Genomic DNA, 15,678 nt, shown 5'->3' on the forward strand with positions numbered 1-15,678 from the left:
AATTATAAATATCAAGTAATTATCAAGATAGCTAAAAAGTATTCAACTATTTTCCTCATATGAAAGGTGGATAACAATGTATATTTATATTAGTTCGCACCAATTTGAAGAACATTTTCCTGAAGCCGCTGAATTGCCACAAGCAGTGATATTGCAACATGAAGATGAGACCCGGTATGTATTAGAGATCGATGAACCATTGGATTTCCACACTGAAAATGCATCACGATATGAAGTGCTAGATCACAGCGGCGATATTGGCGGTAGTTATGCTGTACTGAACAATATTCCAGTAACAGCAGATGGTCGATCTGCTTTTGAAGAGCGCTTTAGCAATCGTGCACGTAAAGTAGAAGATGAACCTGGTTTTGTCGGGATTCGTGTTATGCGTCCGCTTGATGATGATACGTACGTCATTATGACACTGTGGTCATCAGAAGAACATTTCAAAGCATGGCAAGAGTCTCAAGCGTATAGTCATGCTCATCGTAAACGGGATACGTCCGAAGGGATTACTGCGCAACAACCTTCTATTTTCCCTCGCCCTTCATTTGTCAAAAATTATTCAGTTGTCGTGTAATGGATTCTACAAAAAAAGAACCTCTCCATTTGTAGTAGGAGAGGTTCTTTTTTGATAATTATATTTCTTTGGTGCTAACCAGTTGATACGTTTTGAGTTCATTATTGATATAACTAGAACATGATTTATATACAGATTGTCCACCCCTTCAATAATGAAAAGAATATATCGAAACTTCCACAAAGAACGTAATATGTTCAAACCAATATAAGATAATGAAGCTTTCCCTCGTCTAACAACGTAGAATACAGTAGATTAAATGGAATAATCTTGTTAAAATGGCATTATCGCTAGAGAGATACGACTATTTTAAATGTAAAGGAGTGATAACAATGGGACTGAGTTATAACAATTGGCAACGTAAAAGTCAGTTAGATACGCGTGAACTGATGTTACTGGAATCTGAAGTTAGAGCTTATGGTAAAGATATGACAGTGGCTTATATTTTATGGTTCTTTCTAGGCGTATTTGGAGCACATCGTTTTTATATGGGCAAAACAGGTTCTGCTATTGCACAACTGATTTTGACACTTACATTTTTCGGCTCATTTATAACAGCTATATGGTGGTTTGTCGATGCTTTTCTTCTGCATACGATGGTCAAAGAACGTAATGATTATGTGGAAAGTAGCATTATCGATCAAATTTTAATTCAAAAGCCGATCTCACCACCGGATTATTCTCATTATTAATGCAGTCATTGGGGATGGATTGTTCTTACTCAGCTTGATATGTAATCCAAAAAAGATGCCTTAACAAAACGGCATCTTTTTTTCATGGAATTTTGTAGAATGATGTATCATTGCAAATGATTCTGCTACACTAACAATATCTTTGGACAAGAAAGGGGATACCTCATGTATCTATTATCGATTATCTTTGTGATACTGGTAGCAGTTGAACATCTGTATATTATGATTATGGAAATGTTTCTTTGGACCAAGCCACGTACACTCAAAACGTTCAATCTTACCCCTGAACTAGCCGAATCTTCCAAGTCACTTGCCGCCAATCAAGGGCTATACAATGGCTTTCTTGCCGCCGGATTGATCTGGGGATTGGTTCATCCGACTGCTGAATTTGGTGATCAGATTCAATTATTCTTTATTATCTGTGTGTTGATCGCGGCTTTATACGGTGGTGCTACAGCCAGTCGCCGAATCTGGTTGATGCAAGGCGCTCCTGCTCTTCTAGCATTACTTTTTTTACTGCTTCGTTAACGGTTGGAAGCATACATTCAAGATCAAGCTTGCAGGGCATCGGATGAATGCAATTGACTGTAAAATAAGTCGCTATAAAATCCATCGGTGTCTAGCAATTGATCGTGAGAACCTTTTTCCAAAATCTGACCATCTCGCAATACTAGAATCTGATCGGCTGCTCGAATCGTATTCAGTCGATGTGCAATCACAAAGCTTGTTCTACCTTCCATCAAGCGCTGTAACCCTTCTTGAATCTTAATCTCGGTCACTGTATCGATACTACTGGTCGCTTCATCCAGTACAAGAATAGCAGGATCAGCTAATAACGCGCGTGCAATATTGATTAATTGTCGTTGCCCTTGACTAATTCCCCCGCCATCCCGATTCAGACGATGATTGTATCCCTCAGGTAGTCGTTCGATAAACGAGTGCGCATTTGCTAAAATAGCGGCATCTTTCACTTCTACATCTGTAGCATTCAGTCGACCATAACGAATATTATCCATCACTGTGCCTTCAAATAAAAATGAATCTTGCAACACAAATGCAGTATGCGAACGTAGACTTTCACGCTTGATACTTTGGATATCTCGTCCATCAATCGTAATCTTGCCTTGATCGGCATCGTAAAAGCGAGAAATCAACTGAATTAATGTTGTTTTGCCTGCTCCTGTAGGTCCTACAAGAGCGATCATTTCACCTGGCTCTGCGGTAAACGAAATATGTTGTAACGTATTATCACCATCGCCTGTATCGTAGGCAAAAGATACATCGTCAAACACGACAGCACCCTCGATATGATCGACATTAATCGCATTCTGTTCATCTTCTGCTTCGACCGATTCATCCAAAATTTCAAATACACGCTCTGCCCCAGCTATAGCTGACAACAATGTATTCCACTGATTAGCAAGATCATTTAACGGACGCGTAAATTGACGAGCATACTCAACGAAAATAACGATCACACCTACTGTAATCATGCCTTTGATCGCCAAGATACCGCCTACTCCTGCTATCAGACCAAAGCTTAAATTATTCAATCCATTCATCAATTTAGGAATAAAACCCGAAATGGTCTGCGCCCAAAATCCAGATAAGCGTATCCGATCATTCCGCTCTCCAAATTCACCAATCACTCGTTGTTCTTGAGCAAAAGCTTTGATAATCTTTTCACCAGATAAAGTCTCTTCGATATATCCGTTTAGATCACCCAAATTTTTCTGACGTTCTCGATATAATGGCCCTGTACGTCGTGTAATCCAGCGCATTCCGAGTGCCATTAACGGCACAACAAGAAAAGTAATTAACGTCAGCAGTGGACTAAGCCACAACATCACTACCAATGTACCGATCAACGTCAATACACTGGAGAAAATCTGGATTGCCGAACTATTAAGCGTGGAACTGACATTTTCGATATCATTGGTCACCCGGCTCATCAATTCCCCTTGCTGTCTTTTCCCGAAAAAAGGAATCGGCAATTGATGCAAATGAGAAAATAAATCGACTCGCATCCGGTATACTGTTTCTTGCGCAATCTCAATCATCCATATATTTTGGAGCCATGATGTCACCGAATTGAGGATGTATACAACAGCTAATCCAACCAGAAACCAGACCCACATCTGACCTGTATCGCGGGCTAGAAAATCATCGATCGCTACCCCGATCAGATAAGGCCCTAGCAAAGTCAGCCCTGACGTTAGCAACACCATAAAAAGCACTAATATTAACTTGAGTTTGCGTTCAGCAAGATAGTCCCAGATTCTTCCCAGAGTGCCTTTCCAGTCTTTGGCACGACGCTTTTTACCCGATACAGGTTCAGCTTTTGTAGCTTTGTTGGCTACTGCTTCTGTCATCACAGCCGGCTTAGGATAACGTAAAGGATCAGTTAGCACTTTCCACATGTTCTAGTTCCTCCTTTCCAAATTGGGATGCATAGATCTGTTGATATAGCTCGGAGGTCTCTAATAAATGATGATGATCACCTTGCGCTATTAGCTTACCATCACTTAGTAACAGGACTTGATCCGCTCGAATCGTTGAACTTATTTTCTGCGTTATCAATAATGTAGTGCATGATAATTCACGCAGTGCTTCAAGCAATAATGATTCAGTACGTACATCTAATGCACTTGTACTATCATCTAACAGTAAAATCGATGGACGACGCACCAATGCTCTGGCGATAGATATCCGTTGCTTCTGTCCACCTGATAAATTGACTCCCCGCTGACCAAGCAATGTATCATATCCATGTGGTAAATTCATAATCGTGTCATGAATCTGTGCAATACGAGCCGCTTCTTGAATTTCTTCAAGTGTGGCATGCTCATAACCCCATGATATATTTTCACGAATACTGCCAGTAAATAACACAATTTCTTGAGGAACATATCCAATCAGCCCGCGTAATTGATTATCATCTAACTCTTGGATACGTCTACCGAGTACATCGATTTCTCCTGTATCACTATCATATAATCGCAAAATCAATTGCACGAGCGACGATTTTCCTGAACCGGTAGAGCCCATAATCGCTGTCGTTACACCGGCGCGAGCTGTAAAATTAATATTTTTGAGCACTTTGGCTTCTGTGCCAGGATAATGAAAATTGACCTGACGGAAAGCGACTCCAATATGAGAAGAATCAGACTTTTGTAAGTCGCTTACAGATAGAGCTGAACCTGCGACATACTGATCTTGATTTCCTTGTGGACGTTCATCTTCAACCGTAAACATCACTTCTTGAATCCGTTCTGCGGATGCTTTGGCACGAGAGAAAGAAGCTACTATCATTGAAAAGGCAGATAACGCACCCATCGTACGCATCGCATAGTTAATAATAGCTACCACTTCACCAACCGAAGCTTGACCCACAATAATATCCAAATGACCATACCAGAGAACCGCAATAATACTGGCATTTGTAATTAATAAAATAAAAGGCATCGTTGTTTCTGTTAATCGCAATGCCGATACTGTACCTTTCATCAAATCGTTACTGCGTTCTTCAAACCGTTGACGTTCATGATTCTTGCGAACAAATACCCGGATCAAACGCATCCCTGTCAAATTCTCTTGCATTACACTATTTACAGTATCCAAGCGACGCTGTACTTGTTGGAACAATCCTGATGCCTTGCGCATAATAACGATTACAAAAAATAAAAGAATCGGAATCCCGACCACTAATAATAATCCTAATTTCACATTAACGAGCAAAGCCATGATACTGCTACCGACAACCAATAACGGCATCCGTAGCATAAATCTCAAGCCCATAAACACCATATCTTGCAACTGGGTAATATCATTGGTCAGACGTGTGATCAAAGAGGAAGAAGAAAAGCGATTAAATAGCGCATACGAGAATGATTGTACTTTGTTGTACACCGCTTCTCGTAGATCATAACCTAGCCCTTGACTGGCATGAGCAGCATAAAAGGAACCGAATATACCTGCAAAAAAAGCAATAATCGTACCACCTGTGAGAATACCGCCCCATAGTAATACTGTTGAAATATCTTTTTGCGTTACACCATCATCAATAATTTTGGAGATCAAAAAAGGCTGTAACAATTCAAGCGCCAATTCGACTAGCATCATACCCAGCGCCAAAAATGCCGCAACCCGATATTTTTTCAAAAACGAAAAAAGTACTGTCATATGTAGTCCCCTTTGTGATTGACTTCATGATGTAAATAAGTGTGGTGCTAAGAAAGTAAAGTCGGAGTAACACTTCTCTTCATATATACCCCTTTTTTGTACACTGACTTGATCATAAAATGTTTATTTAATTTTTTATTGGTGCGATAGATCAACGAATTGACTTCATCGATCCCCACTAGATCCGCATGTTCACTATAACGCTCTGACCATACTTCTTCGATAATCTGTTCGCGTGTTACAAAATGATCCAGACATCCGTACAGTAACCGGAACAACTGGTATTCTTTTTTCGATAATGTAATACTTTCCCCATCTACTTCAATTCGCTGGAAAAAGTCATGTAATTGCACACGATGATCTATCAGATCACTAAGTACGTATTCGCGCGTTTCTTCTAAATGATTACCTTGTTCTATTTGCAAGCCTACTAATCCATTGACTAACGTTAATTGATCTTGCGCAGTGAGTGTATAACGCTGATAAGGAACCAACCGTTGCCCGTTCAGCTCTGTGCCATTTTTGCTACCGAGGTCTTCAATATATAGCTGATCGCCTACACGATGGATCGTGCAGTGTTGCTTGGATACCAATTGATTATAAATAGGCAGATCGATCTGCCCTGTCCCTACATGTCTACCGATCTGTATACTTTGCCCTCTTTGGATATAGACAAACGAACCATCGCCTTCTTGACCGGCAGTATTGATTACAATTTTGATAACGTCCGGCATCGGATTTCTCTCCTTCTATACGTAAACAATGATAATTTCATCAGATTTGTTCTATTGTTTGCAAACGTACATCCTTTTATAGTGTAAACAGGCGCTAGTTATCGCCTTATCTTATTATACTAAAGTGATTTCAACAAATCCTACCGATACTCAGATTTATTCTGATGGATATGGACTAAAGTGAGGTTTTTTTATTGAAAACAAAACATATTATTATTTATGGTCTATTGTCTTTTCTGATTGCAAGCGGGCTTGGTCTGTATGTATATATGCAAAGTCGCTTCCAAGAACAACCGGACACTACAGTACAGAAGTATATTAACACACTACAAATCAAAAATTATGACGAAATGTACAACTTAATGACACCGGAATCGCTTCAACAAGCCGGTATGACCAAAGAACAATTTGTGCAGAAATATAAAGCGATCTTTGAGGGGATGAACGTATCGTCAATTGAAATTGATCCAGGGATACCTGCTCCTGTACCAGATAATAAACAGCAATATACCCTGAATTATTCGGCTCATATCAATACATTTCTCGGAGAGATTGATAAAAACTATCAATTGAAGCTGATCCAACAAGATAGCGATCATGGCAAAACATGGCGTATTCAGTGGCAACCGGCACTCATTTTACCCGAAATGACGCAAGGCGATAAAGTCAATGTACAAATACTACATCCAGAACGCGGAGAAATTGTCGATAAAGATGGATATCCTTTAGCAACCAAAGGCACGATCTTTGAATGGGGAATTGTTCCTGGCAAATTAGGTACGGATGAAAACTCCAAATCGGCTTCCTTAACTGCTATCAGTGAGTATTACAATGTGCCTGAAGACACTATTCAAAAAGCGCTCCAGCAATCATGGGTCAAAGATGATTATTTTGTGCCGATTGCTACAACTACGGATCCTACGATTCCTGATGAACTTAATGGTGTCTCTATGCAGACCAAAGAAGTACGTAGCTATCCGCTGGGTGAAGCGGCTGCTCATCTGATTGGTTATGTGCGTCAAGCAACAGCCGAAGATTTGGAAAAAGATACCGAAGGCTATTACAGTGCTCAAGATTGGATCGGCAAAGCAGGACTTGAACAATCGATGGAAAAACAATTGCGTGGAACCAAAGGTGGACGGATCGAAATTGTTGATAAAACAGGAAAAAGAAAATCGATTATTGCTGAACATCAAGCGGTTGATGGTGAAAAGATAACATTAACGATCAGCTCATCGGTACAACGAGAACTGTATACAACGATGTCTAGTGATCAAGATGCCGGATCAGCAGTCATGATGAATCCGACGAATGGCAAATTGCTTGCTCTGGTCAGTACTCCTGCTTATGATCCTAACAAAATGGTTACCGGATTATCACAAGCAGAATGGGATGCTTATTCTAATAATCCGAATCTGCCGTTTACCAATCGATTTACCAATCGGTATGCTCCCGGCTCTATATTCAAAGCCATTACTGCCGCCGCAGGCTTAACTGAAAAAGTCACTACACCGGACAAAACCCATACGATTCAAGGTCTGCAATGGCGTAAAGATAACAGTTGGGGTGGATATTATGTCACTCGTGTCAAAAATGTGCTCCATGTCAATATGAATGATGCTTTAGTATACTCCGATAATATTTATTTTGCGCAGGAAGCTCTTGAAATGGGTAAAGCCAAATTTATCGAAGGGATTCAGAAGTTTGGCTTTGGAAGTAATTTTGGATTAGATGCGATTTATCTCAAGCCCAGTCAGTATGCGAATCAAGATCATAGAACACTAGATTCCGAAGTACTTTTAGCGGACACAGCGTATGGGCAGGGAGAAATGTTAATGTCCCCGATTCATCTAGCGGCTTCTTTTACCCCTTTTATTACAGAAGGCAAATTAGTCAGCCCTATGTTATTTGAAGACCAAACGCTAAATAAAAACACACCTGCTACTACAAATATTATTACAGCAGATGTAGCGAATACAGTTAAAAGCGCATTGTTACAAGTGGTTGAAAATAAAGGCGGTACTGCACATGCCCTAGCGGATCTTCCTTACCAGGTCGCTGCCAAAACCGGTACAGCCGAATTAAAATTAGCCAAAGGTGAACGTGGACAGGAGAATGGATTCGTAGTCACTTTTGATTCAAATGCTTCATTTGTCCTTGCGGCAGTTATCGAAAAAGTGAATGGTCGCGGTGATAGTCATTATGTCGTTAACAAGCTTCACCCTTTTTTACAACACTACAAATAAGTACACTATTGATATATTTTATACGCTTATCTTCTGTCTGGAGTGGTATTCTTCAGGCAGATTTTTGATCTATACTTTTATTCGTTTTGACATAAAGAAACATATCTTCCAATCATATTGTAACTGCTAAAGCGATATAGTATAGTCAAAGAGCAAGACACTATAATTTGAGGAGATGAGCAAATGGATAAAATGTGTATGCAAATGATGATGGGTATGTGTATGGAAGACATGATGAGCAAAATGACTAACATGAACATGATGATGACACAATGTAAAAACATGGACATGAACATGAAAGATATGGGCATGGATATGGATATGATGATGAGTAAATTGCAAGAGTGCGACGAAATGATGACTTCTATGATGACAATGATGCGCGACATGAAACAAGCTAGCATGTAATTCACAAGATGATTTGTGAAAAACAGCTAGCTTGTTGTGTTTGATCAAATGAGTTACATCTTATTACTTATTTCATCTATAATTACTTGTGTCAGATCATGTGCGAAATGATCTGGCACTTTTTTGTATCTATTTGGATCATGAATCAACACTCTATATTAGAAGTTTCGGATTTAATTTGACGAGATACATCAATGCGTTGCATTTTAAGCTCCCACATTTGTTCCAAAAGGCGTTGCTTATCTGCATCGTCTTTACTAGCTCGAATAGAATAATAGATTTCGGTAAGTCTGGAATTGATCTTATCAAATTGTCTCCACAGGTTTTCAGTTGTAGCCCATTCCTGCTGCGTTTCTTCTGAAGCATTCAACTTACGCATCGATTCCAAAATCTCCTCTTGCCACTGTCCATCATTCAATTGGATCGCGTAATTCAATAGATCTAAATAGTCATCATTACGTTCGGATATCATTGTTTGAATACGATTCACAGTTACCATCACCTTCATCCTTTTGTATATACCAAGTATTATACTCGGAATATACGGGTTTGCAATAGTTAACGATCAATTTTTTAATTTTTTTCTTATTTTTTAATATTAGTTATCATCAATCGGTTCCAGCACATACAAAAAAAGCATCTACCTATGGCAGACACTTCTTAATTATGCTTTATTTTATAACTGCTCCATCATCATTGACATCATCATATGTAAGAGCAGTACAGACGATATTGCTCCGTTGTACTTGATGATCTAATCACGCTTATGATTGATCTCATGCTGATTTTGATGCCATTCTTTGACCATCGTATGATAAAAACTGCTTTCTTGACGGCTTAGTCCATCTTTGTTGTTTTTCATTGTCATCGTTTCAATATTACGTCGTAAAATTTCATTTTGGCGTTCTAATACTGCTGTTGAATTCAATATATTTCCCTCCAATGGATAGTGATGATCGATACATCATCTGTTATCTAATGATCAGTTCTATCAAACTAGAGTAAAGTATATCGAATATCCCGGCAGATGAAAACTTGCCTGAACACGCCACAATATGCATGATCTTCGCTCAGCTAGAATGAATCCTACTCATCTCGCCTGTTCATACAATTACGGCACTATCCTGCTTATCACAGCTAGATACGTTGGGAAAGGTATTACGTCCATGCCCAGAAAAAACCGTCTCGATCCCATGCAACTCGACCTGCATGATGCTTGCGGAACGCTTTTTTGATCTCTTTGGATAACGAGACATTTCCACTTTCGCTTGTAAATAAATACTCTTCTCCATACTCTGCACGTACATAAGCAATCGCATCTTCTTGTTTGAGCGTCCCTTGATTTTTGATCTGCTCTACCATCCATTCAGCGATACGCTGTTCAGTTGTTATTGAATCTGTCATTGGTTTTGTCCCCTTTATGTGGTTGAACTGATTGTCACTTTGATATTTCTGAAACCATTGTGTTCCTCTCAGAGTAGTATACGTTAATAACGATACTTTGCAAAAAGATTTCGATATCTGTCAAAGGAGTGACCTACTATGAAAAAAGGATTATTATTGCTTATTTTGAGTATCAGTCTGTTGTCTGGCTGTTCTGCTCTGGATCAAGTGAATCAATCGGTAAATTACGTGAGTGAAGCTACTTCGTATATCGATCAAGCTTCTCAATTTTCTACTCAATTACCTGATCTGACGCAACAAGCGGTTGTTGATAAAGAAGCACGCACTCAATTGGTACAAGAACTGCAACAAATGCAGACGCAAATCAATCAATTTAGCAACGTGGAAGCGCCTGGTTTTGCACAAGATTTGCATCAAACATTAATCGGTTATAACGAAACTTTGGGTACAGAGATTAACGGATTGATCGACCAAGCGCAAGCCGGACAGATCACACTGGAAAAAGTAAATAATTCGCAGATTTTTCAAACAATCGATCAGATCAACGGACTGATGAATCAATTCCAGCAGCTAGGGCAGTAATCCAAATACCTTTTCTGTCTACCTATTTACAAATAAGATGCCCACTTCGCCATGTTGATCATTTATCAAGATATACAATATATACTATTGCCAAAATTACTTTTCTATTTAATTAGAAGAAGTCGCGATTATACGACCAAGCGCTATTTCACACAAAAAAACCTTCACTGCATACTTGAGCAGTAAAGGTTTTTTGTGATTTAAATGTACTGAATGAGGCTGTATAATAATCTCTTATTTGATCAATTGAATATTGCCCATCAATGGCAAAGGTTTGCGTTCGCCTTTGGAAGCATTGATAATACCGATGATCATAAATGCGAAAATAGCCAAGCTCACTAATGGAAGTAACAATCCCAAAAATGGAATAATCGAGAATACTAAATTCGCTGCAACAGCTACTAAAAACAACGTCAATCCTTGATTGGCATGATACATCGCAAATGGTGAATTACGAGCAGCAAGCAATGGAATAAAGAAAATGATATACGCTAAAATAGCCATCACTTTGTTGTTTTGCACGTCTTTAGAATCGTTTTGCGGATACGGCGGTTGAAAGTCAGACATTGGTTAACCCCTTTTCTTATCATGTAAGTGGCAATTCCCGATTAGCGGCAGTCTGGAAGTCTGATAGTGCATATAGTATGTAATAGTTGCCTCATTTGAAAATCATCCAAATTATAACATTACTGTGTTCACTTGAGTAGGTAAAAAATGACTTATCTTTACTTTTTTATTTCGTGTATAAGTGTTCTGTATTCAAAATCTAAATTAATAGGTTCACAAATAAATATTAGTTCCTTTTCCATATATTTATTTTATATAAGTAAGAAACCTCATTTTTAAGATGAGGTTTCTTTTAAATATCAAAAGAAACTTTTGATAATTGTAGTTACCTCATCTAATAAATCTTGTGGTAATAATTCTACTTTTTTAGCTTTTCTAGCGACGTAATCTACAGATTTAAATTGCTCACACATAATTTCTCCTTGAATATACGTTCGGCTATCCAATTTCACGTGTAACGGATGATTACGAACTGTATTAGTTATTGGTACAACTCCTAATAAGTTAGTTCGCTGAAAATCAATATTAGTTACAACAACTGCCGGACGATGTCCAGATTGTTCATGTCCTTTTGTAGGCTCAAAATCGAGATAAATAATATCTCCTTGATTAAAAAGTTGACTCATATAATCATCCTGCTTTCTCTAATTTATTATTTTTGCTGTTGCTTAAAGCTCATCGTTACAAGACAACAGCAAATTGATAAATTGAGAGAAATAACTCACCAAAATTCTTGTCCTTCTTTTTTCCCGAGATCCCATTCATTACTTTTTAATTGATCCTCTGAATATCCTTCTAATCGTTCTTTTAATGTCAAATATTTTTTTATAGACTTAATTTGTATCATTCCATTTATTACTCTGATCTCAATTTCATCATTTTCTTTAAGATTTACATCCTCTAAAATGTTTTTGGGTAAACGTATTCCTTGACTGTTACCCCATTTTTTAATAGTTCCTCTCATATTTTTTACCTCCGGTCAAACTTTTTAAAAGTTTTATATTTCTTATTATTTTATTTATTTGCATTCTACAACTATCCATGTTATCACCTCCTTATTATTTCATATTTCAAGTATATACATTGTTTATACTATATACAAGATTATTATTTGAATAAGGCAAAAAAATCTATATCTACATATTGGAATTGTAGATATAGATTTTTTTAAAAATATATTTTCTATTTATACTTGAGCTTCTTTGGCTAGTTTGCGTTGTTTTCTTTTCTCTTGTGAGCGAATCAGTACCATATATAGCGAAGGTACAACTAACAAAGTCAGTACTGTTGAAAAGATTAGTCCGAAAATAATCGCAATCGCCAGCGGTCGGAATAATAGTTCACCCACAGTCGCCATTGGAATCAAAGCAACAATCGCAGCGAGGGAAGTCAACAGAATAGGGCGGAATCTGGCAGAAGCAGCTAAAATAATCGCTTCTTTCAATTCTTTGCCTTCTTTACGCGCATCTTCGATAAATTCGATCAGCACAATTCCGTTTCGTACAACGATCCCTGCTAAAGAAATCACACCCATCATCGACATAAATCCAATCGGCGTTCGGGTAATAAATAACCCCAGTACTCCGCCTGCCGCAGCTAGATACACAGTCGTCATAATAATCACCGGAATCCAGAGCGAATAGAACTGCATCGTAATCAGGATAATAATCAACATAATAACAACGATAAATAATTTACCGAGATCCACGAAAATATCGCTTTGTTTGGATGTCTCGCCACCGATTTCCCATTTGTATCCGTCCGGGAATGATACACCTGCCATTTTAGTCTGTACATCACTCATCACTTCTGTAGCGGTACGACCGGATACATCTGCTTCAATCGTATTCACGCGTTCCAGATTGTAATGATTGATTTGCTTGATCGAGAATGACGGCTTCATCTCGCCGATCTGTGAAAGTGGAACTTGTACGCCGGCTTCATTGGTAACATTGGCTTGCCGGAATAAGGTCTCTGCACTCAGCTTGGTGGAATCTTTCATATAGATTTTCATATCTACTAATTCTTTACCTGTATCAAAGTCGCCTATTTTTACTCCTGTACCCATCATTAATAACGTCTGGGTTAGGTTTTTGTATGTGACTTGATACTGATCCATTGCTGCTTGATTGACTACAAAATCCAGTGAATAACTTTCGATTCCCATCGTATCCGTTACATTGGTAGCTCCATTGGTAGAAGCAACGACACTTTTCACCTGATCAGTCAGTTTGCGAATTTCAGCCAGGTCATTACCCGATATACGAATAGAAACAGGCTTACCTACCGGAATCCCAAGCTCTGTCATACTGACTGAAGTAGTAACCGCAGGGAATTCTTTTTTCAGTTCTGCTGCCCATTGTGTAGAAGCGGTCGCCACATCTAACTTGTTTTTGTCTCCGGTCAAAACGACAGCACCTTGATTCGTTCCATAACTATCTACACTTGTAATATTTGAAAATAACGGTGCTGCTGTTCCGCCAGCAGAAGAAGATACTTTGGTAACACCCGGTTGTTTTTTCACCCATGCTGCCATTTGTTTTACCGTATCATTCGTTTCTTCGATCGATGTTCCTGAAGGCATGTTCACACTGATCGTAAGCTCTGCATTATCTGATTTGGGGAACAATTCTACAGGGGTAAACAAAATAAGGACATATGCTAATGTGCTGAATAACAGCCCTAAGATCGCAACAAATACAGGACGTTTTAAGATGTTCGGCATCACCCGATGCGCATACACATTGGTTGCTCCTTGAATTTGCTTGCCCAGTAAGCCAGAAGGCTTGTTACTACGGGTTGCTTTGCCTTTTTTCAATTGACGAGTTTCATACCATTCACGAAAAATAGGAATAATCGTTAATGACATGATCATAGATGCTAACATGGCTAAAGAAATAATAACAGGAATAGGACGAATAAATTCTCCGATATCGCCTGTAAGTAATAACAATGGAGCAAATGCCGCAATCGTTGCTAACGTAGCTGTCAGAATCGAGATAGCGACTTCTTTGGTTCCTTTGATTGCCGCATCAGTCGGGCTTTCTCCATGACTTAATCGCCGTTCAATATTATCATTGACCACTACCGCGTCATCGACCAGTATACCGAGTACAATAATCAATCCGACAACTGTCATCTGATTGAGCGTAATCCCCATCGAAGGCAGTAGAATCATAGCGATAGCGATAGATACTGGAATAGCCATCGCGACAAATAACGAAGTCAGCATATTTAAGCCCAGCATACAGATCACTACAACTACAGCGATTGCGATTAATGTCTCTTCAGTTAAAGCATGGAAAATACGATCTGTTTCATCTTTTTGTGCAAATAATGAAGTGATTTTAACATTAGCTGGTAATGTTTTTTGCAGTTCTGCCATTTTGGCATTTACACGTTCATACATCGTAGGTACATCGGAACTGACTTCACTACTAATCTTGATCGCTATCGAAGGCACACCATTATAATACGAAAGATATTCTGCTTTGGCATGACTCATTTGTACATTTGCTACATCTTCTAGATATACAGGAACTTTAGTATCTGAACGATAGACTACAATCTTTTTGAGTTGATTCACATCATAATGAAGTGGCACATTCAGTTCATAACTTCGTTTGCCATTATCGATCGTTCCTGTAGGCACTCGATCATTAGAAGATTGGATCGCTTGTAAAATACTTTCCCAAGCGATACCGTACTGCTGTAATTTATTCATATCAGCATCGATGCGTACTTGTTGCTCGGGAATCCCATCAATAACTACATCAGTCACACCTTCTACTGAACGTAACTGATCTTCCCATGTATGCATCAAGTCATTCAAAGCCCAGATATCATCTGTAGATTTACCATACAGAGCAAACGATTGAACAAAAGATTTGGTCAAATTGTCATTGACGATAGGCTTATCCGCATCATCTGGTAAATCCGCTTCTACATCTTGAATTTTTTTGCGCAAATCGTTCCACACCGTCTGAGCGTCGGCATCCGGTTGAGTCTCAATCATAATCGAAGATATGCCTGCACTCGATGTAGATGTAACGGTTTTGAGATTAGGCACTTCTTTGATTTTCTGTTCCAACACTTTGGTCACTGTCTGCTCAACCAAATCTGGATTAGCACCTGCATAGACAGTTGTAACCATCGCTTGCTTTACGACTACATCAGGCATTAATTGCTTCGGTAATTGAAGCCCACTAGCTATTCCTACAATAATAAGTACGATAAAGAACAACAGCGTGATTTTGCGTTTTTTGACGATATAATTAATCATG

At 38.7% G+C, this 15,678-nt stretch carries 16 protein-coding genes; 6 read left to right on the forward strand and 10 right to left on the reverse strand.

Annotated features, from left to right (window positions below; all coding sequences use genetic code 11):
• Positions 1–76 precede the first annotated feature (76 nt).
• From ACFSGI_RS22575 to ACFSGI_RS22585, 3 genes are all read left to right on the forward strand, one after another.
• Positions 77–580, forward strand: a complete 504-nt coding sequence (locus ACFSGI_RS22575; protein WP_204826991.1) for an antibiotic biosynthesis monooxygenase family protein — start codon at positions 77–79, stop codon at positions 578–580.
• A 332-nt stretch (positions 581–912) separates the two neighbouring features.
• Positions 913–1,272, forward strand: a complete 360-nt coding sequence (locus tag ACFSGI_RS22580) for a TM2 domain-containing protein (protein ID WP_204826990.1) — start codon at positions 913–915, stop codon at positions 1,270–1,272.
• 165 nt (positions 1,273–1,437) lie between these two features.
• Entirely contained in the window at positions 1,438–1,800 is a 363-nt protein-coding gene (locus tag ACFSGI_RS22585; protein ID WP_204826989.1) for a DUF1304 domain-containing protein, read from the forward strand.
• Between the two features lie 23 nt (positions 1,801–1,823).
• On the opposite strand, the gene ACFSGI_RS22590 is transcribed toward ACFSGI_RS22585, so the two are convergent.
• From ACFSGI_RS22590 to ACFSGI_RS22600, 3 genes are read right to left on the reverse strand one after another with little or no spacing between them, the layout of a single operon-like run.
• Positions 1,824–3,692 (reverse strand): ABC transporter ATP-binding protein, encoded by a 1,869-nt coding sequence (locus tag ACFSGI_RS22590; RefSeq protein WP_204826988.1) that lies wholly within the window; start codon positions 3,690–3,692, stop codon positions 1,824–1,826.
• Positions 3,673–5,454, reverse strand: coding sequence for an ABC transporter ATP-binding protein (locus tag ACFSGI_RS22595; protein ID WP_204826987.1), 1,782 nt, complete (start codon positions 5,452–5,454; stop codon positions 3,673–3,675). Before ACFSGI_RS22595 ends, ACFSGI_RS22590 begins: the two co-directional genes overlap by 20 nt.
• Before the next feature lie 47 nt (positions 5,455–5,501).
• Positions 5,502–6,188 (reverse strand): FHA domain-containing protein, encoded by a 687-nt coding sequence (locus ACFSGI_RS22600; RefSeq protein ID WP_204826986.1) that lies wholly within the window; start codon positions 6,186–6,188, stop codon positions 5,502–5,504.
• 194 nt (positions 6,189–6,382) lie between these two features.
• Between ACFSGI_RS22600 and pbp4 the strand changes: the two genes are divergently transcribed.
• Both pbp4 and ACFSGI_RS22610 read left to right on the forward strand, forming a co-directional pair.
• A complete protein-coding gene (pbp4, locus tag ACFSGI_RS22605) occupies positions 6,383–8,434 on the forward strand; it encodes a penicillin-binding protein PBP4(5) (RefSeq protein WP_204826985.1) in 2,052 nt (683 codons plus the stop codon).
• 183 nt (positions 8,435–8,617) lie between these two features.
• Positions 8,618–8,842 (forward strand): hypothetical protein, encoded by a 225-nt coding sequence (locus tag ACFSGI_RS22610; RefSeq protein ID WP_204826984.1) that lies wholly within the window; start codon positions 8,618–8,620, stop codon positions 8,840–8,842.
• A gap of 145 nt (positions 8,843–8,987) precedes the next feature.
• Here the strand turns inward: ACFSGI_RS22610 and ACFSGI_RS22615 are convergent, their stop codons facing one another.
• The 3 genes from ACFSGI_RS22615 to ACFSGI_RS22625 form a co-directional block, all read right to left on the reverse strand.
• Positions 8,988–9,332 (reverse strand): hypothetical protein, encoded by a 345-nt coding sequence (locus tag ACFSGI_RS22615; protein WP_204826983.1) that lies wholly within the window; start codon positions 9,330–9,332, stop codon positions 8,988–8,990.
• Positions 9,333–9,596: 264 nt separating this feature from the next.
• Positions 9,597–9,770, reverse strand: coding sequence for a hypothetical protein (locus ACFSGI_RS22620; protein WP_204826982.1), 174 nt, complete (start codon positions 9,768–9,770; stop codon positions 9,597–9,599).
• Between the two features lie 230 nt (positions 9,771–10,000).
• On the reverse strand, positions 10,001–10,246 hold the full coding sequence (locus tag ACFSGI_RS22625; protein ID WP_204826981.1) for a DUF6953 family protein: 246 nt from the start codon (positions 10,244–10,246) through the stop codon (positions 10,001–10,003).
• A 138-nt stretch (positions 10,247–10,384) separates the two neighbouring features.
• Here ACFSGI_RS22625 and ACFSGI_RS22630 point away from each other — a divergent pair, with 138 nt between their 5' ends.
• A complete protein-coding gene (locus tag ACFSGI_RS22630) occupies positions 10,385–10,828 on the forward strand; it encodes a DUF6376 family protein (protein ID WP_204826980.1) in 444 nt (147 codons plus the stop codon).
• A gap of 234 nt (positions 10,829–11,062) precedes the next feature.
• On the opposite strand, the gene ACFSGI_RS22635 is transcribed toward ACFSGI_RS22630, so the two are convergent.
• The 4 genes from ACFSGI_RS22635 to ACFSGI_RS22650 form a co-directional block, all read right to left on the reverse strand.
• On the reverse strand, positions 11,063–11,395 hold the full coding sequence (locus ACFSGI_RS22635) for a magnetosome magnetite crystal formation protein family (RefSeq protein WP_204826979.1): 333 nt from the start codon (positions 11,393–11,395) through the stop codon (positions 11,063–11,065).
• 299 nt (positions 11,396–11,694) lie between these two features.
• Complete coding sequence (locus tag ACFSGI_RS22640) at positions 11,695–12,021, reverse strand: type II toxin-antitoxin system PemK/MazF family toxin (protein ID WP_204826978.1); 327 nt, start codon at positions 12,019–12,021, stop codon at positions 11,695–11,697.
• A 95-nt stretch (positions 12,022–12,116) separates the two neighbouring features.
• Positions 12,117–12,359, reverse strand: coding sequence for an AbrB/MazE/SpoVT family DNA-binding domain-containing protein (locus ACFSGI_RS22645; protein ID WP_204826977.1), 243 nt, complete (start codon positions 12,357–12,359; stop codon positions 12,117–12,119).
• Between the two features lie 222 nt (positions 12,360–12,581).
• A complete protein-coding gene (locus ACFSGI_RS22650) occupies positions 12,582–15,677 on the reverse strand; it encodes an efflux RND transporter permease subunit (protein WP_204826976.1) in 3,096 nt (1,031 codons plus the stop codon).
• Position 15,678 lies beyond the last annotated feature (1 nt).

It is taken from the genome of Paenibacillus nicotianae, assembly GCF_042681745.1.
Taxonomy (GTDB): Bacteria; Bacillota; Bacilli; order Paenibacillales; family Paenibacillaceae; genus Saccharibacillus; species Saccharibacillus nicotianae.